Source organism: Methylobacterium radiodurans (assembly GCF_003173735.1).
Taxonomy (GTDB): Bacteria; Pseudomonadota; Alphaproteobacteria; order Rhizobiales; family Beijerinckiaceae; genus Methylobacterium; species Methylobacterium radiodurans.
Window position 1 is genome coordinate 4,143,155 of the sequence record NZ_CP029551.1, and the last position, 22,523, is coordinate 4,165,677.

General features: G+C 68.6%; 17 protein-coding genes, 1 tRNA gene, 2 pseudogenes and 1 riboswitch. Of the genes and pseudogenes, 8 read left to right on the forward strand and 12 right to left on the reverse strand.

What is annotated here, in order from left to right:
• Positions 1-168: 168 nt before the first annotated feature.
• The 3 genes from DK427_RS19520 to DK427_RS19530 form a co-directional block, all read right to left on the reverse strand.
• Positions 169-1,218, reverse strand: coding sequence for a flagellin N-terminal helical domain-containing protein (locus tag DK427_RS19520; RefSeq protein ID WP_109952711.1), 1,050 nt, complete (start codon positions 1,216-1,218; stop codon positions 169-171).
• A gap of 285 nt (positions 1,219-1,503) precedes the next feature.
• On the reverse strand, positions 1,504-2,586 hold the full coding sequence (locus tag DK427_RS19525) for a flagellin N-terminal helical domain-containing protein (protein WP_162559840.1): 1,083 nt from the start codon (positions 2,584-2,586) through the stop codon (positions 1,504-1,506).
• Positions 2,587-2,835: 249 nt separating this feature from the next.
• Entirely contained in the window at positions 2,836-3,513 is a 678-nt protein-coding gene (locus tag DK427_RS19530; RefSeq protein WP_109952713.1) for a response regulator transcription factor, read from the reverse strand.
• Positions 3,514-3,912: 399 nt separating this feature from the next.
• Between DK427_RS19530 and DK427_RS19535 the strand changes: the two genes are divergently transcribed.
• Positions 3,913-4,104, forward strand: coding sequence for a hypothetical protein (locus tag DK427_RS19535; protein WP_109952714.1), 192 nt, complete (start codon positions 3,913-3,915; stop codon positions 4,102-4,104).
• A gap of 39 nt (positions 4,105-4,143) precedes the next feature.
• Here DK427_RS19535 and DK427_RS26470 read toward each other — a convergent pair whose 3' ends face one another.
• Complete coding sequence (locus DK427_RS26470; RefSeq protein ID WP_162559841.1) at positions 4,144-4,308, reverse strand: hypothetical protein; 165 nt, start codon at positions 4,306-4,308, stop codon at positions 4,144-4,146.
• Positions 4,309-4,469: 161 nt separating this feature from the next.
• Between DK427_RS26470 and DK427_RS19540 the strand changes: the two genes are divergently transcribed.
• Positions 4,470-4,841 carry a VanZ family protein gene (locus DK427_RS19540; protein WP_245930639.1) on the forward strand — a complete coding sequence of 124 codons (372 nt, stop codon included), beginning with the start codon at positions 4,470-4,472 and terminating at the stop codon, positions 4,839-4,841.
• Between the two features lie 160 nt (positions 4,842-5,001).
• Here the strand turns inward: DK427_RS19540 and DK427_RS19545 are convergent, their stop codons facing one another.
• Both DK427_RS19545 and DK427_RS19550 read right to left on the reverse strand, forming a co-directional pair.
• Complete coding sequence (locus tag DK427_RS19545; RefSeq protein ID WP_109952716.1) at positions 5,002-7,233, reverse strand: TonB-dependent receptor; 2,232 nt, start codon at positions 7,231-7,233, stop codon at positions 5,002-5,004.
• Positions 7,234-7,524: 291 nt separating this feature from the next.
• A riboswitch (cobalamin riboswitch) is annotated at positions 7,525-7,718 on the reverse strand.
• Between the two features lie 226 nt (positions 7,719-7,944).
• Positions 7,945-9,240 (reverse strand): NAD(P)/FAD-dependent oxidoreductase, encoded by a 1,296-nt coding sequence (locus tag DK427_RS19550; protein WP_109952717.1) that lies wholly within the window; start codon positions 9,238-9,240, stop codon positions 7,945-7,947.
• A gap of 190 nt (positions 9,241-9,430) precedes the next feature.
• Between DK427_RS19550 and DK427_RS19555 the strand changes: the two genes are divergently transcribed.
• Positions 9,431-9,507: transfer RNA gene (locus DK427_RS19555), tRNA-Arg, on the forward strand.
• A gap of 1,064 nt (positions 9,508-10,571) precedes the next feature.
• Here the strand turns inward: DK427_RS19555 and DK427_RS19560 are convergent.
• Positions 10,572-11,066: a hypothetical protein gene (locus DK427_RS19560; protein ID WP_109952718.1), complete on the reverse strand. Its 495-nt coding sequence runs from the start codon at positions 11,064-11,066 to the stop codon at positions 10,572-10,574.
• 340 nt (positions 11,067-11,406) lie between these two features.
• Positions 11,407-11,665: pseudogene (locus tag DK427_RS27155) on the reverse strand (AI-2E family transporter); the annotation flags it as partial.
• Positions 11,666-11,718: 53 nt separating this feature from the next.
• Between DK427_RS27155 and DK427_RS19570 the strand changes: the two are divergent.
• Entirely contained in the window at positions 11,719-13,005 is a 1,287-nt protein-coding gene (locus DK427_RS19570; protein WP_109952719.1) for a cation:proton antiporter, read from the forward strand.
• A 15-nt stretch (positions 13,006-13,020) separates the two neighbouring features.
• Here DK427_RS19570 and DK427_RS19575 read toward each other — a convergent pair whose 3' ends face one another.
• Positions 13,021-13,323 (reverse strand): response regulator, encoded by a 303-nt coding sequence (locus DK427_RS19575; RefSeq protein WP_342772516.1) that lies wholly within the window; start codon positions 13,321-13,323, stop codon positions 13,021-13,023.
• A 506-nt stretch (positions 13,324-13,829) separates the two neighbouring features.
• Between DK427_RS19575 and DK427_RS19580 the strand changes: the two genes are divergently transcribed.
• The gene (locus DK427_RS19580) at positions 13,830-14,576 is read left to right on the forward strand and encodes a Crp/Fnr family transcriptional regulator (protein WP_109952721.1); all 747 of its coding nucleotides are present in this window, start codon (positions 13,830-13,832) and stop codon (positions 14,574-14,576) included.
• 57 nt (positions 14,577-14,633) lie between these two features.
• Here DK427_RS19580 and DK427_RS19585 read toward each other — a convergent pair whose 3' ends face one another.
• The 3 genes from DK427_RS19585 to DK427_RS19595 form a co-directional block, all read right to left on the reverse strand.
• Positions 14,634-15,746 (reverse strand): PAS domain-containing protein, encoded by a 1,113-nt coding sequence (locus DK427_RS19585; protein ID WP_162559842.1) that lies wholly within the window; start codon positions 15,744-15,746, stop codon positions 14,634-14,636.
• Between the two features lie 1,127 nt (positions 15,747-16,873).
• On the reverse strand, positions 16,874-18,334 hold the full coding sequence (locus DK427_RS19590; protein ID WP_162559843.1) for a hypothetical protein: 1,461 nt from the start codon (positions 18,332-18,334) through the stop codon (positions 16,874-16,876).
• Positions 18,335-18,558: 224 nt separating this feature from the next.
• Entirely contained in the window at positions 18,559-19,377 is an 819-nt protein-coding gene (locus DK427_RS19595) for a hypothetical protein (RefSeq protein WP_109952724.1), read from the reverse strand.
• Positions 19,378-19,749: 372 nt separating this feature from the next.
• Between DK427_RS19595 and DK427_RS19600 the strand changes: the two are divergent.
• The 3 genes and pseudogenes from DK427_RS19600 to DK427_RS19605 form a co-directional block, all read left to right on the forward strand.
• Positions 19,750-20,020: pseudogene (locus DK427_RS19600) on the forward strand (IS3 family transposase); the annotation flags it as partial.
• Positions 19,938-20,285 (forward strand): tetratricopeptide repeat protein, encoded by a 348-nt coding sequence (locus tag DK427_RS26475; RefSeq protein ID WP_162559844.1) that lies wholly within the window; start codon positions 19,938-19,940, stop codon positions 20,283-20,285. The pseudogene DK427_RS19600 and the gene DK427_RS26475, both read left to right, overlap by 83 nt.
• A gap of 41 nt (positions 20,286-20,326) precedes the next feature.
• A complete protein-coding gene (locus tag DK427_RS19605; RefSeq protein WP_109952725.1) occupies positions 20,327-22,456 on the forward strand; it encodes a HEAT repeat domain-containing protein in 2,130 nt (709 codons plus the stop codon).
• Positions 22,457-22,523: the final 67 nt, after the last annotated feature.

The window sequence follows — 22,523 nt, forward strand, 5'->3', positions numbered from 1 at the left end:
TCGCGCGGCCGCCGCGCTCGCGGGACGGCCGCCGGAACCTTCGCCGGAGGCCCTTGCGCGGGGCTTGCGGCGCCCGGCGCGCCTCTGCGCTCCCTCGAGAACGCGCGGGGGCCGCGCTTCGCCTGGAAGCGCGGCCCCCGGTCCGTGGCTCGGGTCTCGGGTCCGGGCTTACCGGAACAGCGAGAGCACGTTCTGCGAGCTGGAATTGGCGATCGACAGCGACTGGATGCCGAGCTGCTGCTGCGTCTGCAGGGCCTTCAGCTTGGTCGACTCCTCCTCGATGTTGGCATCGACCAGCGAGCCGATCGACGAGGTGTTGATGTCCATCAGCTGCTGCGTGAACTCCTGCTGCGACTTGAGCAGGGTCGACATCGAGCCGAGCTTGGAGGCGCCGGTGAGGAGCTGCTGAACCGTCGCGTCGACGATCTTCAGGTAGCCGGTGATCTTCGACTGGTCCGCATCCGACGCGCCGAGCGACTTGATGTCGAAGTCCGCGATCGACTCGGTGGCCGCGGAGCCGCCGTACATCGTGATGACGTACTTCGTGTCCATGAAGCCGCCCACGGCGCCGGTCGCGCTGCCCACCGCGACCGTCACGCCCGGGCCGGTGCTCGGCGCCACGGAGGCGTTCGAGGCGACCGCCGCGAAGGCGGCCGTCAGGGTCGTGTTGGTGGCGCTGGCCGTATTCGAATCGTAGAGCACGAAGCTGCCGGTCTCCAGCGTCGTGGTCGAGATCGAGACCGACTTGTCCTTGCGCGAGAAGGCCGAGACCAGGTCCTTGTCGTAGGCGAAGCCGGTGGCGTCGGACTTGACCGAGAGCCAGTTCGAGCCGTTCATCACGGTGTTGTCGGCGTAGTTCTTGATCGCGTCGAGGGCGACCTTGATGTCGTTCTGCAGCTTGGCGCGGTCGGTGTTGGTCGTCGAGGCCGAGACGAGCGCGTTGTTGATCGTCTTGAGCTGGTCGATCACCTTGTTGAGACCGGCCGAGGCGGCATCGACCGAGTTCTTGTCGAGGCTCATCGCGTCCTTGAGGGCGCTGAGCGAGCCGTTGTCGGTCTTCAGGGTCGAGGCGATGGCCCAGTAGGCGGCGCCGTCCGCGGCCGAGCTGATGCGCTGGCCGGTCGAGACGCGGTTGCTGGTCGTGTCGAGCTGGGTGTTGATCGAGCGCAGGGTCTGGAGCGCGATCGTGGCCGAGTTGTTGGTCAGGATGCTGGTCATGGTACGCACGAACCTCGTGGCGAGCGGTCTGGGAACCTATCGGACATCCGGGCTCGCACCGGGGCTCGCGGAACGGCATCATGCCTTTGCCCCCAAGAGGGCAATCCACGGCGCTTCCAGACCCTGGCGGGTCTGACGGGTTTGCATCGGGGCGGTTCGGACCTCGCGGTCCGCTCTCCGTTCCGGCGGCACTGAGAATTGCCCTGGCCTCGCTACGGAACCGTTAAAGGGGGAGTCCCGTGCGGACCGCTGTGGATCCGGTGGATCGGATCCGGGAGGGCGGCCTTAGTTGAAGAGGGTCAGCACCGTGTCCGGCGCGGCATTGGCGATCGAGAGCGAGCGAATCCCGAGCATCTGCTGGGCCTGCAGCGCCTTGAGCCGCGTCGATTCCACCTCGATGTCGGCATCGACCAGCGTGCCGATCGCCGTCCCGTTGATCGCCGTCATCTGCCGGGCGAAGTCGCGCTGGGCCGTCAGCAGCGCCGAGGTGGAGCCGAGCAGGGCCGCGCCGTCCAGGACCTTCTGGAGCGTGGCGTCGACCACCCGGGCGTAGGATTCGATCATCGCGCGGCTCACGTAGCTCTGCGAGACGTCGAGCGTGGCGATCGAGAAGGAGGCCTGCGCCGTCGAGAGCGACGGCACGCCGTTGATCCTGTATCCCGTGTCGAGCAGCCCGTTGACGTGGCTGTGGGTCGGCGAGTCGACGATGTCGATCAGGTAGCCGCCGATGGGAGTGGGGCTCGACCGCGCCGCGATGGCGGCCGCCGTGGCGGCCAGCGTTCCGGTCGCGGGCTTGTCGCTCGCCTGGGCCCAGTCCTGGAAGGCGCTGCGGACCTTGGCGTCGAACAGGATGAACTGCGACCCGTCGATCGTGGCGCGGGTGAGGTTCGCGCTCCCGTCCCGGCGCGAGAAGGCCATGACGAGCTGCCGGTTGGCGGAGAAGTCCGGCCCGTCGGATTGCACCGAGAGCCAGTTCGAGCCCCCCACCGCGCTGCTCTCCGCGATGCTGCGCATGGCGCGCTGGGCGTTGCCGATGTCGAGCTGGATCTTGGACCGGTCGGCCTGGTCGCTCTGGGCCGCGACCAGGGCGCGGCTGATGATCCGGAGCTGGTCCACCGTCCGGGTCAGGCCGAGGGACGCCGTGTCGACGGCGGTCTGGTCCAGGGCGATCGCGTCGGTCAGCGCCGCGAGCGAGCTGTTCTCCGCCTTCAGGCTGGTGGCGATGGCCCAGTAGGCAGCCCCGTCCGCCGCGCTGCCGATCCGCGCGCCCGTGGAGACGCGCCGGTTGGCCGTGTCGAGGCCGTCGCCGACCGCTCCGAGAGTCCGGAGCGCGGTGATCGCCCGTGCGTTGGTCAGAATGCTCGTCATGGTGGGACCCGGAAACGCAAACGACCGCGAAGGACCTGCGTCCTTCGGGGACATCCGGGTTCGCACCGGCCGGCGGATGCGGCCTCATGCCTTCGCCCGCCGGAAAGCGGGGAATCCGCCGTACATCCCGCTTCCCTCCGCCCTGCCGGGCGCGGGGGCCGGGCGGAGCGATGCGTTAGGGTTATCGGGATCTGCAGGATGCCGGAGGAGTGCTAATCGTGCGTTAAGCAAGCGGCGTCGGCGGGCGCCTCAGCCCACGAAGGTGTAGCCGGCCATGCGCTTGGCCTCGATCGGGTCGTGGCCCAGCCGCGCCCGCAGCTTCTTGCGCAGCTTCGAGATGTGGCCCTCCACCACGCTCTCCTCGCAGGCGCTCTCGTGGTCGCCGTAGACCGCGTTGAAGATCTGGCTCTTGCTGACCTGCCGGCCGCGGTTCTTCGCCAGGTATTCCAGGATGTGGCGCTCGCGGCGGGGCAGGAGCAGGCTCTGGCCGTCGATCTCGGGATCGCGCCCGTCCGTGTGGACGACGAGCCGGGCGGTGCCCTCGGGGGCGGCGGGCGCCGCGCCGCGGCTGACGCGGCGGCGGATCGCGTTCGCCCGGGCGATGATCTCGCGCACGTGCACGGGCTTGCGCACCACGTCGTCGAAGCCCGCCGTGAACAGGGCCAGCGTCTGCTCCAGGGAGCGGGTCTCGTTGAGCGCGATGATCGGCGCGGGCGAGAGGCTGCGGATCGCCGCGGTGCAGCCCGTCCGGTCGCCGCAATCGCCGAGCACGAAGCCCTCGACGGTGGCCAGGTCGTCGGCCGGCAGCCCGGTGAGCCAGAGCTGGAAATCGGGAGCGGGCAGGCCGCGGGCGCTGACGCCCTCCTGGCTGAAGCCGGCCACGTACTGGGCGGTCACGCTTTCCCGCTCGTCGACGACGATGAACATTTCGGCAGCCCCAGAGGCGCAGGTCATCATCGACGCTCCGCGCAGGGCGCGAGGCGACCGAAAACTGTCCTGCAGCTTTTCGTATTCTGTTGTTCCCCGGCTGGGCGACGCGGAAAATCTTGCGAGAGACTTTCCATCGGCGTGCCGGAGGGTCGAACGTAAACCGTTCGTTAGGACAAAGATTTTGTTCGTAATGGTTAACGAGCGGTTAATTCGCCGCTCCGCCGGAGCGCGGGGGCCCGCTTGCGTGACGCTCGGGCAACGCGTGTGGCCTGAGGGCCACAGGCCCCGGGGGCCGGCCGCGCTCCCGCACCGAACCGATCGCGTTCTCGGGTGTTAGGCGGCTAAGGCACCCGCGCGCGAGGTGCCGCCGGAGGGCTGTGATCGAGGAGGGATGCCATGTCGCGGATCAGCGTGAGGCTCGCGGGCGACGGCACGCACGCGGTGATCCAGGGCAACGACCCCGTGGTGAGCGGGCTGACCCTGGACGAGGCCGAGAACTACCTGACATTCATCCGCGCCTCGGCGCGCGTGCGGCGGACGCGCCGTCTGCCCGAGGCGCTGCGTCGGCAGGGCGAGCGACCGGCCTGACCTGGGGTCGGGCGGCGCAGCCTTTGGACGCGGCGCAGGCTATAGGAAGTGCCGGAACACCACCGCGTCCGGGTCGGCGCCGCGGCCCTGCCCGCTCGCAGTCTCCTGCCCGACGGCCCGGTCCGCCTCACGGCAGGTCCAGCCCAGAGCCGGGACGACAAGGGCGATCAGGGTGAGGATCCGTCGCGCCGTCATGGCTGTCATGGGGGCCTCCCGCGTCGGTGGGTCGGGACCGATGGCCGACGCTTCGTCGACGCCGTCAAGGTTAGCCGCGAGAGCGTATGGACGGCGTGCCGTTGCGCACTGCGCCGCGGTCGGGCGTTTGACCCCGGCGCAACCGTTGCGTAGGCGGCCGGATGCCCAGCATGCCCTCCCGTCCTCAGACGCTCGCCCGGGTCCTGGCCTGGGGCCTGCTCGCCGCGCTCGCCGTCATGACCGCGGCACCGATCGGCCTGCGGCCGGAAACGGCCCTGCCCGTCTCCGCCGAGCGCTTCGGCGCCTTCGCGCTCCTCGGCTTCCTCTTCGCCTGCGGCTACCCGCGGCGTCGCCTTGCGGTGCTGGCGCTCACGGTCGCGGCGGCGGGATTGCTCGAACTGTCTCAGCTGATCCAGCCCACTCGGCATGGGCGCGAGGCGGACTTCCTGGTCAAGGCGGCAGGGGGCGGTTTCGGCTGGGCCGCCGCCCGGGTTCTCACCCTCGTCCTCGCCCGCCTGCGCCGCGTGCTGCCGGCTGCCTGAGCGGCCGGGCTGCTGCCTGAGCGGCCGGGCTTAAGCCTTCCGCGCCGTTTCCTGTCCGGATCCGCGCGCTAAGCTGCGGGTTCGGAGCAGACTTCGGGCCCGCCCGGCACGGCCGCGGCGGGCCCGCTTTTCCGGTGCGGCCCGATCTCTCACGCCACGCTCACCAAGCCACGCTGTAGGCCACCTCGACCGAGCGCGGGCGCCCGAGCAGCCAGTTGGTGCCGACCCCGCCGACCGCGTTGCCCGAGATCGCGTAGACCCGGTCGAGCAGGTTGTAGACGCGTAAGGACAGCCGGGAATCCGGCGTGACCTGATGGTCGAGCCCGAGATTGACGAGGTTGTAGGCCGGGCGCCGGGCGGTGTTGGAGAAATCGCTGAACACGGTGCCGACGTTCTGCACGCCGAGCCGCGCCTCCCAATCGCGGGCGAAGGCCCAAGTCGCCCAGAGGTTGGCCACGCGCTCGGGCACGTCGAGCGGCTGGTTACCGGCGTAGGAGACGGCCTGCCCGTTCACCACCTGGGTGAAGTCCTCGTACTGCGCCCGCAGGAGCGCGAGGTTGCCCTCCAGCCGCCAGCCGTGGGGCAGACGCAAAGCCGCGGCGAACTCCACTCCCGTCGAGGACTGGCTCCCCACCTGCACGCCGACCGCGGAGCTGCCGGGCAGGCGGGAGATCAGGTCATCCTTCACGATGCGGTAGCCTGCGAGCGTCCAGTCGAGCGCACCGCCGAGGGCGATGCCCTTGGCGCCGACCTCGACCTGCCGCCCGGTGGCGAGCCGGAAGCCCGCCAGCGACTGCGACAGGGTGATGAGGCTGCCCACCGGATCGGTCGCGGTGGCGTACTGCGCGTAGAGTGCCGTGTCCGGCGTCGGGTTGAAGACGAGGCCGAAGCGGTAGCCGAGCGATCGGTAGGTGTTCTCGAAGGTTGCACCGGTGACGAGATCCTGCCGGTGCAGCGTCGGCGCGTCGAAGCGCACGCCGCTGAGGAAGGAGAGCCGGTCCGAGAGGATCAGGCGGTTCTCGGCGAAGACCGAGGCCTGGCTGGTATTCGTCGCGTAGGCGGACCGCGCCCGCCCGTCCTGCGGGAAGAAGCCTGGGCCATAGCCCAGGAGCGGCACGCTGTCGGTCTTGTCGAAATAGAAGTTGTTGCTGTGGCGGAAGCCGATGTGGTTGACGTCGAAGCCCGCCAGGAATTCGTTGCGGAACCCGAACAGCGAGCCACGGAAGGCGGCGTCGAAGCGGTTCCCGACCTGTTCCTGGCTGTGGTAGATTTCCAGGTAGTCGCCGCGGTCGACGAGGCCGGTCGCGCGGTTGAACGCGTATTGCTCCACGTCGAGCCAGTGCCGGCGCGAGGTCAACCGATAGGCGGTGTTGCGGATCGTGACGTCGGCCGAGGGCGTCCACTCGGTCTTCAGCTGAGTCCAGTTGTCCGCGAAGGTGATCTTCGCGTCCCGGACGTTGTAGTTGTTGAACCGGATCCGGTCCGGGATCTTCCCCGCTACCAGCGGCGTGCCCCAGTAGCGCTCCGGCTCCTGGTAGCCGAGGTCGTGGCTGAGCGTGAAGGAGAGATCCGCGCTCGGCCGGAACAGCAGCGCGCCCGAGACCGCGAGGCTGCGGAAATCCCCGGTGGGCGAGACCCAGCCGTCGCCGCGGTTGCCGCTGACGTTCAGCCGGTAGGCGAAGGTGTCGCCGAACGCGTCCTGGCCGATCGCGCCGCCGGAATCGAGGGCGAGGCGCGCGACGCCGTCGCTGCCGATCACCGCGCGTCCCGCGTTGATCGGCACGAAGCTCGGCTTCTTGGGCACCACGTTGATCACGCCGCCGATCGCGCCGTCGCCGTACATAACGGAGGCCGGACCCCGCAGCACCTCGATGCGCTCGACGTTCCAGGTGTCGAACGGGAAGGTGACGGTGTTGGCGCCGACATAGAGGCGGGTGCCGTCGTAGAGCTGCTGGACCGAGTTCGGGCCGGCGAAGCCCCGGGCCGTGAAGGCGCCGTTGCCGTTGCCGGGGGCCGCGATGGTGGTGATGCCCGTGGCGTCCTGCGTCACCGCCTCGGCTACCGTGTTCTGGCCGCGCAGGCGCGCCGTCTCGCCCGACACGATGTCGATGCTGGCGGGCGTCTCCAGCGGCGTCAGGCCGAGCCGGCTCGCGCCCCGGTCGGGGGTGCGCAGGTTGAGGCCGACCGGGTCGGCCCGGGTCAGCGAGACGCCGCTGCCCTCGACCGAGAGCTGGTCGAGTACGATGCCGTCGATCACGGCGGAGCCCCGGAGTGAGGGATCCCGGGCGGCGCGCTCCTGCGCGTGGGCGCCCGTCAGCGGCACCAGGAGGAGCGGGAGCGCGCGCGCGGGCGCGGCCCACCGGGGGCGGGCGCGATGAGGACGTCTGGACATGATGCGGGTCCGGGGATCCGGGCGCGGCGGCGCCTCGCCGAGGGCCCTACCGTGAATGTAACAATGTTACAATCCTGGGGTCCGCGGATCGGTCGATCCGCGCGGCTCGGCGCGTCCCCGCAGCGGGACACGCGCGGTCGCGCGAGGGACGGGGATCTTGCGGCGGCGAGCATGGGCGGGCGCGGGCGGCCTTGTGGCACGTCACCGCGAACGAGGCCTCGGCGGCCGCCTTGCCCACGGGCATGGCGATGCCTCGACACCCGCCAGGACACCCCGCCCGGCGCGTTTCGCGTGTGACCACGGCTGACGGCAGGTCTCCTGGCTCGCGGGTCGCTGCCCTCTCACCGTCTTCCCGGGCCGGGGCCCAGTGACATGGTGGCGGAAGGCTCGCCGCTCACAGTTGCGGGGGCAGCCGCGGCATCAGGCATGAAGCCCTCACCGCGTTCCCTTTTGATCCCCGAAGGGAACCGTCCCGGCCAGCTACGGCCACGCTTCGTCCGGAGTCAACGCTGCACGGCCGGAAAAGGCGCGGATGTCCCGGTTTCCAAAGGTCGAGACCTTTGGCGGGTGCAGGGCAGAGCCCTGCATCTGGCTCCCCCGGCCCGGCGCTGCCGGGACGGTGGAGCCAATCCCGCGGCCATGCACCCCGGACCCCGCCAGCAGCGCCTTTCGGCGCCGAAAGGGCCTCGGGCCCTTTGGAAACCCGGGACTCTACAGGTGCGGCCAGCGCAGCAGGCGGTCGGGGGCGAAGGGGGCGAGCGGTACAGAGGGCTCGGTGCCGGTGGCGAGGTCGGCCACGAGCTGGCCGGTGATAGGCCCCGTGGAGAGGCCGATATGGCCGTGGCCGAAGGCGAGGATCAGGCCGTCGTGGCGCGGCGCGCGGCCGATCACCGGCATCCCGTCCGGGGTCGAGGGGCGCGAGCCCATCCAGGGCTGGTTGTCGAGGGGACCGCCCAGCCGCAGCGTGCCGGCCGCCTCCCGCGCCGCCGCCTCGATCTGCCGGTGATCCGGCGCGGCGTGGCGGGCGTTCAGCTCGACGCCCGAGAGCACCCGCACCCGCCTCTCCCCCATCGGCGCGAGGATCGAGCCGGCGCCCGTGTCGAGCACGGGCCGCGTCAGCGGCGGGCTGTCCGGGTGCAGGGCGTAGTGCCGGTGGTAGCCGCGCTCGGCCGCGAAGGCGAAGCGGTAGCCGAGCGGACGCAGGATCTCGGCCGAGGCGGCGCCTGCCGCCACCACGACCTGCCGCGCCCGGAGGCTCCCGCCGGCATGGATCACCCGCCAGCCGCCCGCCTCGGGGGCGAGGGCCGTGACGGCGCCCCGCAGGTAGCGCCCGCCGGTCTCGGTGAAGAGCCGCTCGCAGGCCTCCACCAGGGCACCGGGCTCGGCAAGCGCGGCGGTCTCCGGCAGCAGCATGGCCCGCGCATAGGGGCGCACCAGGGCGGGTTCGAGGTCGCGCAGGGCCGCGCCGTCGACGAGCTCCAGGGCGACACCGTGCTCGGCGAGGATCATCCGCTCCAGCGCGGCGCCCGCGAAGGCCGCTTCCGTGCGGTAGAGCTTCAGCCAGCCCGAGCGGCGCAGCCGCGCCCGCGTCCCGGCCCGCTCCGCGAGGCGCTCGTGGGCCGGGTAGGCCGCGGTGGTCAGCGGCAGGAGCGCGGCGGCCGCCCGCCGCCAGCGGGCTTCGCGCGCCGCGGCCAGGAAGTGCAGCCCCCAGGGCACCACCCGGAACAGGTGGGCGTGGTTCACCCGCAGGGCGCTGTCGGCGTTGCGCAGATAGGCCGGCAGCTTCGGCCACAGCGCCGGGCCCGCCATCGGGAAGATCGAGCCGCGGCTCAGCACGCCCGCATTGCCGTAGGAGGTGCGCGCCCGCGCCTCGCCCGGATCGACGAGGGCGACCGAGAGACCGCGTTCGAGCAGCGCGAGGCCGGACGCGAGGCCGACCATGCCGCCCCCGACGACGACGATGTCCGGATCGGCCAAATCGTGATTGGTCAAGTCCGGGTGTGCCATGCCGGTCCTCTGGATCTCCCTGCGCGGGGGCTCCATAGACCGGGGCGGCGCCCGCCGGTAGCGACGGACGCGCGGGCGACGGTTGCCGCGGAGGCCGGCCACGGTTCCCGGCCTTCCGCGGGCGCAACCCGCGTGCCGGCGCGAACCCTTGACCGGTGGCGCACGGCGTGGTGTTTCGGCCCCCGCGGCCGGCCCCGTAGCTCAGCTGGATAGAGCACTCGCCTTCTAAGCGAGATGTCGCAGGTTCGAGCCCTGCCGGGGTCGCCAGCCCATGCCGCCCCATGCCTCGGCCATGAAGCCGTACCGCCTACCTGCGGGGCCGCCATCGGAGTCATGCACATTGGGCCGGAATGCCCTCACGCCGCGAGGATCCGCCGACTTTCTCAAGTCGCAGAACCTGGCCGAGAGCGCCCGATGTCGTCGATCTGATTGGGTGATGTCCTGGGTGCTTGGTATTCCAAGCTCCTGCCACCGCTCTATTTTTCGGATCGAAAAATGAGTGGTGGAGCTGAGGGGAGACTTACCTCCGAACGTCCTAAGTGTTTGATCCGAGCTAAGTAACTGAAAAGACGTCTCTGTCTGGGATGCGTCCAGGGATTTATCCGGGGCTAATCGGGGCCTCTTCGGCTGAGCAACCCGGCGAAGACGACTTCGAGCGTCACGGTGGAAGGACATGCCACAGGGGAGCTTAGTAGGGGCCGGGTCGTGGCCACCGGCATGCCGGGCACATAGCGGGGGATCCGTCTACCTGCTACGCCAACGGCCGCTCCCGGCATGGCCGCTCGGTTACCGGCTCTGCAGGGCAGACGCGTCTCGATCGCATGGCTGGCACGATCGGGAATGGCGTTCGGCAATCGCCTTCGCCCTTGTCGGTCGCTTGGTCGCGGAGCCGCTCCAGAAAACGATGGATGCCGAGCCAATGCTCCCCAAAAGTCCGGTGCTGGGGTCGTGCCGATGCGGCGCGCAAGTGGACGTGGCTGGGCCGGCGACAGCCTACCCGCCACCTTGCGCCAGTGTGCGAACCGTCGCGCCGAGGGATTCAATCGGGCCTGCAACTCCTTCGCCGGCCGCATGAACCGAAGGGGGCTCAGCACGGTGGTCGTGGGCTGGACGGCGATGCAGCGATGGGGGACCGCCGGGCAAGATCGGCGAGCTAGCCCAGGTACGGGCAATTTTTTCACAGGGAGCCGGCTGACAGAGCCGATGATTTTTGTTGGGCGCGGCCCGATCCGGCCCGCGTCGATGCGGCCTCGTTCCTTCGGCAGAAGGCCAAGCTCCGGTATGCCGGCGGAAGGGTCTTCCGGTACCGATCGGCGGCTTCGAGAAACCTCTCATCCGGTCCGCTCGAAACCATCGAGGAGCCAGCGCCGCCCCTCGCACCGGACCAGACCGGCGGCCCGCAGGACCGCCTTCGCGGCCTCCTCGGCCCCCGATCTCACGCCACGACCATGCACCGCTCTCGACAGCTCGGTGGCGGAAAGTCCATCACTCCCGGCCTTCCTCAGCACCTCCAGGACCACCCGCATAGCCTCCGCCGCCCGGCTACCGGCCGGTTGCGCCTCGACAGGCCGAGGCGGGCTTCCGTGCTCCAATGCCTCTTCAAGTCGCTTACCCAGGCCCTCGATCGCCCCGACGAGGTCCGCAATCGACGGCGTGGATTCTCTCCCGAGAGCGTTCTCGGAAGCCCCCTCCACCCCGACCTTGAGTCCTCGGCTCGCGAGGAAGGCCTGGGCGGCTTCCACGTAGACTTCGCTGATGAAGCGATCCCCATCGTCGAGGGCTGCCTGCTTCATCGCCCGATGCAAGCCGGGCGGGACGTAGATCATGACCTTCCGCTTGCCGGACGGCTCGGGATCCGCGCTCGGGTAACGATTCAACCGAGGCATGCTGTCGAACCCGCCATGCTAACAGCATGCTGTCATGCCAGCATGCTGTTAATGAGGGGTCATCGCTCTTGCGAAGGAGGCAGAAGCATCCTCAGGCGGCTAAAAACAGCAAGCTGTCATGCTGTCAGGGTCATGACCTGTCCTCGACTCCGAGCCGGGCCGATGCCGCGCTCTGCTTCCGCATCCCGGCCCGAGACCTCGACATGGCATCCGGACGTCTCACCGACCCATCCATGGAATCGATGCCGATGGCTGTGGTGGAGGTTCATGCCCGCGTCGGCCAGAGCCACCATCGTGTCGATGAAAGCGAGAGCCCGGGCGAGTGACCGTGAGCAGGAGTTCGATCGCCTGGCCGAACAGGGGTTCCGCGACGAGGAACAGGACGGCGGTGGCGAGGACCATCGACGGCCCGGGTCGACAGCCGCAGCAAGCGCCATCGGTAAGACGCCGGAGATGAAGGCGCCGCTGTAGGGCACGTAGTGCATCAGTGCCGAGAACACGCCCCACAGAATCGGGCTCGGCACGCCAATGAACCACAGACGTCCCATGGGTCGGTGGGGGAACGGTACGGCAGGGCCACGGTTCGTCCTCCATGGAACCCTACGTCCTCGCCCTCGGCGGCTTCGGCGCCCTCGTCCTTCTCACGGCGTGGCTGCCGATGGTCGTCCGGCGGTTGCCCCTCTCCCTCCCGATCTGCTGCGTCGGCATCGGCGCCGGCCTGACCCTGCTACCAGGTCTTGCCGGGCACGCCTTCCATCCACGGGAACGGCTCGCGCTCGTCGAACACGCGAGCGAGTTCGTCGTCATCGTTTCGCTGATGGGCGCGGGGCTGAAGCTCGACCGTCTTGTCGGATGGCACCGCTGGATGGTGACTTGGCGCCTGCTCGCCATCGCGATGCCGCTGACCATCATGGCACTCGCCGCGTTGGCGGCGGCCCTGCTCGGCCTCGGCGCGGCCGCCGCCCTGTTCCTCGCAGCGGCCCTGGCCCCGACCGACCCGGTACTCGCCTCGGACGTCCAGGTCGGGCCGCCGCAGCAGGGACGGGAGGACGAGATGCGGTTCGCCCTCACCTCCGAGGCCGGCCTCAACGACGGCCTCGCCTTCCCCTTCGTCCACCTTGCCGTCGCGCTCGCGGCGGCCGGCGGCCTCGGCGCCCGGGAGCTCGGCGCATGGCTGGCAATCGACGTGACTTGGAAGATCGGGGCCGGCGTTGCGCTCGGGGCCTTGATCGGCCGCGGCATGGGCTGGCTCACGTTCCACCTGCCGAACCACGCCAAGCTGTCGCGGTCGGGTGACGGCCTCGTCGCACTCGGCATCACCTGCCTGACCTACGCCGCGGTCGAGGCCGCGCACGGCTACGGCTTCGTCGGCGTGTTCGTGGCGGCGCTCGCCCTGCGCTCGGCCCACCGCAGCCACGACTACCATTACAAGATGCACGACTACGCCGAGGAGCTGGAGCGACTCCTGATGATGGTGCTGCTGGTCGGGTTCGGCGCCGCCCTCATGACCGGGCTGCTGGACGCCCTGACTTGGCAGGCGGCGGCCTTCGCCCTCCTCGCGCTGTTCGTCGTACGGCCGGCCTGCGGCTGGCTTAGCCAGTTCGGCTCGAAGGGGCCGCCCAGCGAGCGGGCGGTAATCAGCTTCTTCGGCATTCGCGGGCTCGGCACGATCTACTACCTAGCCTACGGCATGCGCCACGCCGCTTTCGAACAGGCGGACCTCATTTGGAGCGTTGCCGGCCTGACCATCCTGGTCTCCATCCTGCTGCACGGCGTGACGGTGACGCCGGTACTGCGCTTCCTCGACCGCCGCAGCGGACGCGACACGGAGAGCGCGCAACTCGGCCTGCCCCTCCCCGCCAAGCCGGCGGCGGGTTGAGGGCCGCTTGCGGCCCTATCGAGTGCCGGAGGTCACGGCGTTCCGGGCCTTGCGGTCGGCAGCCGCCTTCAAGGCCTTCGCCACCTGCTCGGCGGAGTACGGCTTGCGCACGAGCGCGAACCCAAGTGCGTCGTCCCGCGCCAGCACGTCGCTATAGCCGGTGGTCAGGACCCCCGGCAGTCCCGGGTGCAGCTCCCGCATCCGCTCGGCGATTCCGATCCCGTCGATGCTTGGCATCCCTATGTCCGAGTACACGGCGTCGAAGCGGGAAGGCACAACCTCGATCTCGGCGGGCGCCGCCTCGGCGGTTTGGGCCAAGACCGTTCCGTAACAGAGGTCATGCAGTATTAGCGTGCACTTAAGCCTCCAGACACGATGACCGCCCGCGGCGAGAGAAGCCGTTCGTGGAGGCAGAGCTAGTGCGGGATTTATTAGATTTCGCTGGATCTCCTCAGCCTGATCTCAAGCATTCAGCCGGAAAATGTCCCCTTCCGAAGGCGATGTGATCTGTTGCGGCTGCTCGGCTGAGTGCCAGTTCCCGTCCATAAGAAGATACCCTGCGCATCGCAAATGCAAGAACGTTGACGGACGTAGAAAGGATCTTTGTGGGTTACGTCGTCAGCGACAACGGCAAAGGGCCGCCAACGGACCCGCTTTTGTTCATGCTTGGCTCTGGCATAGGAACGAAGCTGGATAACTGCTCAGCCCCGGTGGCTCGTCATGGGCCGCCTGTGTTCTAAATTCATCTCGCCATCGGCTCATGGATCGTGCGCTGGCGGCTGGAATTGGCGTGGGCTTTCGCCTGCATCGCGAGGGGAAGCACCATGCCTAATCCTGCCAATGATCACGCCCTGGCGCTGCTCGTGCGCAAGCTGGACAGTATCGCCGGCCTCTCGGACAAGGAGCGGCAGGCCATCCTGCGCTTGCCGGCAACAACCAAGGTGCTGCAGCCCAAGCAGGACATCGTGCGCGACGGCGACCGGCCCTCGCGGTGCTGCCTTGTCCTCGAGGGCTGGGCCTGCCGCTACAAGCTGCTCAGCGAGGGGCGGCGCCAGATCCTCTCCTTCCACATCCCCGGCGACGTGCCTGACCTGCAGAGCCTGCACATCCACTCCATGGATCACAGCCTCTGCGCGGCGACCAAAGCCGTGGTGGCCTTCATCCCACATGACGCGCTCCGCGATCTGATCAACCGCTTCCCCAACGTCGCTACCGTCCTCTGGCGCGACACGCTGATCGATGCAGCAGTCTTTCGCCAGTGGATGACAGGCATGGGCCGACGCTCGGCCTACGCGCGGATGGCGCACCTGTTCTGCGAGATGTATCTCAAGCTGGAGGCGGTGAGCTTGGCCGGCGAGCACCGCTGCCCGCTACCCCTTACCCAGACCGACCTAGCCGACGCGCTCGGCCTTACAAGCGTGCACGTCAACCGCACGCTGAAGGAGTTGCGCGGCTCGGGGCTGCTCACCCTACGAGGCAGTACCCTGGTCGTGGACCGCTGGGACGAGCTTGTCCAAGCCGCCGAGTTCGATCCAACCTACCTGCACCTCGAGCAGCGGGCCGCGGAGTGAGCCGCTGCCGGCAGCCTGCTCCCGAAGCCCGACTGCGTTCCGCTGAGGTGACAGGTCTCAGCATCGGCGCAGAGGCTCTGACCGGGCATCTTCGACCGAGCGGAGCACACGCGGCGTCACGGGAAGTGCGATGCGGCAAGCCAGGCCCTGCGGCGTGAACGCGATCGTGGTTTCCGCCTCCAGTTCGTAGGGTAGCGTATCCTGCAACAGGCTCATACCAAAGCCACCCGGCTGCGGTGCCAGCACAGGATGCTGAGCGCCGGTCTCGACCCAGTCGAATATGAGGCGGTCGGCGCCCTGACGTTCCTCACCCTCGATCCACCAACGCACCGTAACCCGCCCCTGCGCTGAGGTGAGGGCCCCGTACTTGACCGCGTTGGTGGCGAGCTCGTGCAGCGCCAGCCCGAACGTCTCTGCGGCGCGCGGCTGCAGGAGAACCTCCGGGCCGGAGATGAAGGCCTGCTCACCCTCATGGGCGATGTTGGTCAGAAGCTCCTCGGCGACGAGGCTCTCCAGGCTGATGCCCGCTCCCGGATCCTGACCGATCACGCCTAGCACGCGCGTGAGGGCGTTCAGCCGCCCGTCGAGATGCGCCGCATAGTCCTCCGCAGTCAGGCTGGTGTCGCCGGTGCGACGCGCCAGCCCGCGCACGGCTGCAAGCGTACTTCTGACCCGATGCTGCAGTTCGCCGAGCATCAGACCCCGCTGCTCGGCGGCGTTACGGAGCTGCGCCTCATTCTGCCGCAGCTGCGTGATGTCGCGCTGGATCGCGATCCAATGGGTGATCTCCCCCGCACGATCGCGCATGGGGGTGATCAGCCAGTCGATGAGGTAGGTGCTGCCGTCCTTGCGGTAGTTCACCGTTTCACCGTGGAAGGGCCGACCTGCGGCGAGTTCAGCGCGAAGGCGATCGAGGACCGCTCGATCCGTCTCCGGGCCTTGCAGGAAGCGGGGCGATCGGCCGACCGCTTCCTCGCGTGTGTAGCCGGTCATGCGCGTGAAGCCCGGATTGACGTAGACGATGACCGGTCCAGGATCCTGCAAGTCTGGCGTGGTGATTAGGATGGCCTCGCCGGCGGCCTCGACGGCAACCCCGAAGAGTGCTGGATCGACGTGATGTCCCGGTGTCCGGGTGCGATCCAGCGGGCTGCTGTTCGTTGCATCCGTCACGCGCAGAACCTCTCCGCTGCCACAGGTGGTGAACCGGAGAGCTGGCTCGCTGTTCCGACAACTAGGCATCGGGAAGCTGGGTCCACCAAACCTTGGCGGCTTGAGGATCTGGGGCCAACAAAACTATTGCGCCCTGTCGAGAATCTTATGGATTCCACGGCCTTGTCTCGTGACGCTCAACCGGAGAAGGTCCGCTTTCAACGGTGAAGCGGCTCATTGCGATCGCTGGGCTGAGTCCCGGCTTCTCACCGAGGCTGTGTGAAAATGAAGGGCTGCGGGGGAAGAAGGCTTCGGTGATCCTGACGGACGAGGACGAGCCGGTAGGTGCCATCGCCCTCTACGGGGCATGCGAACTCGGGGTGAGCGTCTACGTGTGGGAAGGCGGCGCTGCCAGAGTTGGATCGCCGTATGCCAATGCGTGGCGCGAGAGGCCCGCGTGCACGGGAGGAGCATCCCGTCGCGGTGCCGATCGGAAAGGCCGCCGTCGCCTGTGCGGACGAGGCACGCGATGACCGAAGTCATGGGCCGCCGGGTCGAGCTCGAACCATAAGGTGAAAGTGCCTCGCGGAGCGGCGTGCTGGGCCGGATTCTGAGGCGTTCGGCTATTGGGAAGAACGGGAGAAGATCCCGCCCGCTTACCCGTCGCGGCGGCCTGACCGGGGCGATCCGGGCGTTGCCGCACCGGCAGGTTCAAGAAGGCGAGGCACGGTCGCTCCCGGATATCCCGTATCCCGGCCCCTCCCGGCAGGATCATCGGGCCTTCGGCCTCTCGATCCTACCCGTGTTCGGGCCAGGGAGCGACTGCCCGGCCTGTTCGCGAAGGGCCCGCGCGATGTCGTCGTGACGGGCCGTCATCGTCCCTTCCGGCAAGCCAAGGAGGCGGAGGACACAACCCTCGATCGTCGCCCGATCGACACGGTCCGGCGCCGGCCGAGGTCGTGCCGATCTCCTCCTCGACTCGGAGGCGCTCGTGGCGCGTGTCACCGGATGGAGTTCCAGGGCAACCGGGACGCCAGCGTCCCGGTGAATCCCGCCGTGATCGAGATCACGTTCCGGCCGGCTCGACCCGTCCTGTGAGCCGGGCGGGCCGATGCGTGAAGAAGGTCCGCGACGTCGGGCACTTGGCACTACCTGCCTGCGAGGATCCGTCTCGCCTCGGCGTCCGACATGAGGCTCGCGCGCACTTCCTCCCGGCACTCCGCGTGCCAGGAGTTCCGGAACGCGGCGATCAGCCCTTCACCGAGACCGATCGACCATTCCGCAAGGGCCGGCGTCACGATCCGGTCGGCCCAGGGCTGTGGCGCGGCCCATGGCTTCGCGACGGCGTCTAGGCCAACCAGCATCCCGATCGGCGGCTCCAAGGGCAGCGCGATCCTTTCGGCCTCCCCCCGGGAGTGGACGAGGGAGTTGCGGAGTTCCGTGAGCTTGCCCAGGCTCTCCAGGCGTTCCGCTTCCCACTGAGGACCGAACATTCCCTGCCCGACGACGCTCCAGCGCGTCTGAAGGGGCTTGTGCTCGAACCTGCTGCGGTCGGGCTTCCGAACGTAGGGCGGTATCGCGCTTCCCCAGCTTTCGCCTCCGGACCGGGCGAGGAAGAAGCCGACCGCGTTGATGAACGCATCCAGGGCACAGACGACCTGAATGACGGTGGCCGGGGGAAACCCGGTGCCTTTCGGTGCCGCGCGGGCCGCCTCCAGTATCTCCCTGGCGGCGCGCATGGCCCTGGCGCTTCGGTTGGGGACCATGACGATGCGGTAGCGACCGCCCTCGACGCTGACGCCGACCCAGTTCCGGCATTCACCGGCCGGCCCGGGAAGCTCCATCATGGCCTCAATACCCGAGAGTTCGGCGGACCCCCACGAATTCCGGGGCGAACCGTGACGGTCGAGGGGCATGCGAGGGATCTGCACCTGGAACTCGTCCGGGATCCCGTCGTCCCCCTCATGGCACACGATGCAGCCCCGAGCCTCACCGCAATCGCACCCGGGGCCCGTCACCGGCGCCGGAGGCACGACGGCGAGCTGACCGATCCGTTCGAACAAGGCCGCCAGGCGCGCGCGGCTTTTCGGATCCGGGAACGAGGCCACGACCTTGGCGGCCTTCGCCGCGGCGCCTGCGGCCGAGGCGACCAGGCGGGCCTCGACGAAGACCGCTGCCGCAAGAAGGCAGGCCTCCAGGCGCTCCTTCTGGTCGGATGACCGCTCGGTGACGAACAGCAGCTTGCGCGCATAGGTGGCCGCACGCGTCAGGTCCTGGCATCGGAGGTGATGGTGGACCAGCGCGCGGTAGTTCTCCGCGCAGGAGGCCCAGGCCCCGGCCTCGCGTCGCAGTTCGGCGGCGAGAAGATGAAGGCTCGCGGCCGCTTCCATGTCCCTCCGCTTGGACAACGCCCGCGCCTCGACGCTCAAGGCCGCCGCACGCGCCAAGCATTCCCTGGCCGTCGGCGAACCCGGATCGACCGTGGGCCAGGCAACATCGAGATCCGAGACCACGTACCAGCGCTCGGCGGTCGTATCCCGGGGATTCCGGGTGCCGGAAGGGCGAACCGGCTGGGGAACGCGTCTCGGTTCGATCGCCGCCTGACTCATACCCGGTTCCCCGCCCAGACGTCCTCGACGGCCAACAGAGACAATCCCGGTTACGAAACCTTGCTTCCGGAGGGCTCAGGGGATCCCTCACCCCGCCTCGTCGCAGCGAGGGTTAATCCTTCTTGCCTTCCCACGCGAGAACCGGCCGGGCGTCCGGCGCGAACACGCCGTACCTGCGGCCATGGCCGCCGACCCGTGTCTCGCGCATCCGTCTCGCAACGACATCAGTAGCCGCGGGTGGGTATGGTCGCGTCATCGGGTCCTTCCGCCCGGGCGCCGTCCTCGTCGTTATCGACACGCAGGTCCAACCACGTCGCCAGATCCCGCGGACGGAGGACCGGTACCGAGCCGAGGGACCGATGGGCGGGAATGTCCGAACGGCCCGGGCCGGTCCCGATCGCCTCGCCGGCCGGATCGAAGACGGTGATGGGACCGACGTCCGGGGCGGACGATACGATCCTGCAAACCAGCTTCCTCGCCAGGGCGACGAGGTGTTCCTCGAATGGCGATGCGTGTTCGCCGGGCTCGACGAGGATCTCCTTGACGCCGCGGTTCCTCCTCGTCGTGAGCCTGACCCATCCCGCGTCCCGGACCGCCCTTCCGGCGATTTGGTTGTGCCCGCCCCATCGAGGGTCATCCGGGTCGCCCCACGGGTCGTGCCGCGCGTCGACCTCGTACGCGCAGCCGTCGGGCAGGGCCGCGTCGGCTCCCCCTACCCCGGGTGCGATGACTGCGATCGCCTCGGCCTGGGCCACCACGACGGGGGCCATCTCGGGGACGATGAGGAAGGCATGGAAGCCCGTGCACGGACCGTTGGCGAGCACGCGGCCGTCCTCGTGGAGCCACCCGCCGCTCTCGGACAGGTTGCGCAGGACGCCGGTGTCGCTGACGCGTCCGATCGAGGGGGACCCACATCCGCGGCGGCGCGGGGCGTACACGGTGAACCGCGGCGCGGAGGCCGGGCTTGCCTCCGTGGGATCGACCTCGTCCCGTGGCGCACCGGCGGGGGGCACGAGGTGCCCAAGCTCTGAAAGGTCGGCCATGAAGCGAATCCCTCTGTCTTCGTCGTGCTGACCGAGGATGCATCCTGCCTAAGCGTACCACCAGCGCCGCCCCGAGAGCGGTTGGTCCGGGCTCGCGCGTTCGCCCCGACGTCGACGCCACGCGGATTCGAGCAGCGCGCCTTGACCGCACCCTCCGGGAACTTATGGGACGGCTCGATGGCCGTAATCGAAGGAGGAGGCGGTCAAGACGGAGCCGGCGCTGCAGGCTGGCTCGGAGCGCGCGTCGCAATCAAGCGAAGGCCATAAAAACACAAAAAGAAGAAACCAAATTCGAGGATTTGGGGCCGGGGAAAATTACCTTAGGCTATCAATCTTGGCGGCGAACGCTCGCGTCCGCCGCTATGCTGATCCCAGCAGTTCGTTGGCATGGGCGTGCCGGGGATTCGCCGGCTCAAGCAGCTGGAGGACGAGAACAGCAAGCTCAAACGACTGGTGGCCGACCTAACGCTGGACCGCTCGATGCGTGCCGAAATGCGCTCAAGCGAAAGTGGTGAGGCCCGCTGCTCGCCGCGAGGTCGCCGGTCATCTGCAGGTGGCCAATGTCGTCAGCGAGCGTCGGGCCTGCCAAGCCACCGGCTTCGGCCGTTCGTCCCAGCGCTACAGGAAACGATCCGATCCTCAACAATGCACTCCGGATCAAGCCGGGGGATGTACATATCCTAGATAGCTGCGCCCTGGTGCATCTAAAACCTGGCACGCATGACAGGGCGATCGCCGACTATTCCGCCGCCCTCGCAACAAAGGCGAATAGCGCAAATGTGCTCCACGGACGTGGGATCGCCCGGCAGCGTAGCGGCGACAAGTTGGGCAGCGACGCCGACATGGCGCGCGCCAGAGCCATTCAGGCCGACATCGCACAGGTCTATGCTGGCTACGGCGTCGAATAGGATCCGACCCGGATCCGCAGGCGTGACTGGCAGGCCCCACGATGACTCGCCCGATCCCGGACAACCTCGAGACCAAAACCGGATCCTACTTCCTGTGGACGTTCCTGCCGATCCTGCCACCCGGGGATCCCCGCTGGGAGCGATGCAGCTTCGTCGCAGGCAGGTCGACGGCCGACGGTCGGGGCCACGGCGCGAGCTGGGAGGTCAAGGACGGCCGGCTCTACCTGAAGCGTTTCGGTGGAGCTGTCCCTGCTGACGATCCACACCACCAGTATCGGAAATTCCTGGACGGCGCGCCGGAGGGCAAGATCCAGGTCGGCATGCCTGACGTACACGAGACCGACGAGCCCATCTTCGCCACCTGGGTGACGGCCGACCTCAACTGCGCCTCCTGGGAACGCCTGGACAGATCGTCGGGCCACGATCTTCCGAGGGCATTCCGCCTGTTCAGGATCGAGCGCGGTCACGTCGTCGCCCAGGCTGCGGTGGACAATCGTATCCATCGAGCCGAGACGGAGTTCCGGGGCGCAAAAGCGGTGCTGGACGCCGAGGCAGCGGAGGGCGGCGCCCAGGAGACAGGGAACAAGTGCGTTCCAGGTCTGGCGGAAGCCCTGGCCGACGTGGGCGATGCGGCCGACCTGCGCCCCTTGGCCCGCCTGCTGTGGCGGGTGGGCCGGCCGGACTTGGCGGAGCTGATGGCCGGGTTCGTCACCAGTAGCGATGCAGACGTGCGCAGATGGATCGCCTACGCGCTCGGCCGCATCGGTACGGATGCCGCCCCTGCGGTTCCCATGCTGACGGAGGCCCTGGAGACCACTCAGAACACCGGTGGCCTGGAGGCCGTCGCCTACGCATTGGCGAGCATCGGGTTGCCTGCGGCTTCCACGCTCCCGACCATGATCGCGGCGATCGAGGCGCGGTGCGGGCTCAACGCGAACAGGCAGATCCTGCTTCTTGTCGATCAGTTGCACGCGGCGGGGGAGGGCTCGATCCGCGCGTTGATTGACGGGCTGCTCGTGGCCCAGGGTGGCAGCACCCAGTACCGCATCGCTCATGCGCTCGGTCAGTTGGGATCGGTGGCTGTGTTGCCGCTGGCCAATGCCTTCGTCGCAGCCGGGACCGACACGCAACGCGCCGCCCTCGCTCGTGCCCTAGGCCTCGTCGGCCGAGATGCGAGCCCGGCCGTGCCCTTGCTTCTCGGCGGTCTCGAGCGCCTCCAGGTCGACGAAGACCGAGCGATCTTCGCCGAGGCGCTTAAGACGATCGGCTTGCGTTCGAACACCTCGCTCCCGCGGCTCCGCACCGCCTTCCAGTCCGCACGGGGGCAACACGCCCTGCGCCAAATCGCGGGCGCCATCGCGAGCCTCGGACCCGATGCCGTGGATGCCCTCGTCGAGGAATTCGAGGCCGCCGACGGTGCGGTGGCGCGGACCGAACTCGCCAGGGCCATGGGTGAGCTTGGCCCAGCCGCAATACGGGCCGTGGCCTGCCTTGCGGAAGCTGCAGAAAACTCATCCGACGGGACCTTGGTCGGGGAGGTGGCCGACGCCTTGCGGAAAATCGGGGCTCCCGCCGACCTCCTCGCAACGATTCAAACCGCTGCTTTGAAGCATGGGCGGAGTGGATACGGAACGGACGGCATCCTCACGACCATGCGCCCAGGCATCGTACCCTCGCCGGAAGCGATCTGTGACCTCGTGGACATGCTCGTCACGCACGGGATGGATCCCTCGGGACGACACCTCACGACCCTTCTCGGTGCGATGGGAGCGGCTGCAGTTGAGCCGCTTCTTGCAGCACTCGGCCAAGCCGGGGAACCGCGCGCACGCTATGCCATCATCAACGCGCTGGGACGGATCGGTCCGCCGGCTGAGGCGGCTCTCGATACCGCGGTCCGAGAGCTGGCGGCGGCACAAGAGGACAGTGTCCGGCTGCAGTTGGTCGACGACATACGACGCATCGGGCGACCAGGCCCAGAGCATCTCAATGATCTACTCGACGTGATGCGCTGCTCGACCTTCTTACCGATTTGGTGGCGGCTCGGGATCGTTCTCGCTGACATGGGTGAGCCGGCAGTAGCGCCGCTTCTAAAATTGCTGAAGGAGACACAGGATAACGGCCGGCGGCGAGCCGTTGCTAATGCCCTATCCCAGTTCGGCATTGCAAATTGACTGACACCCGCATCGTCCGGTTCCTTGCGAGCCCTGGAAAGGGGCCGGTTACAGTCCAGAACCAAGG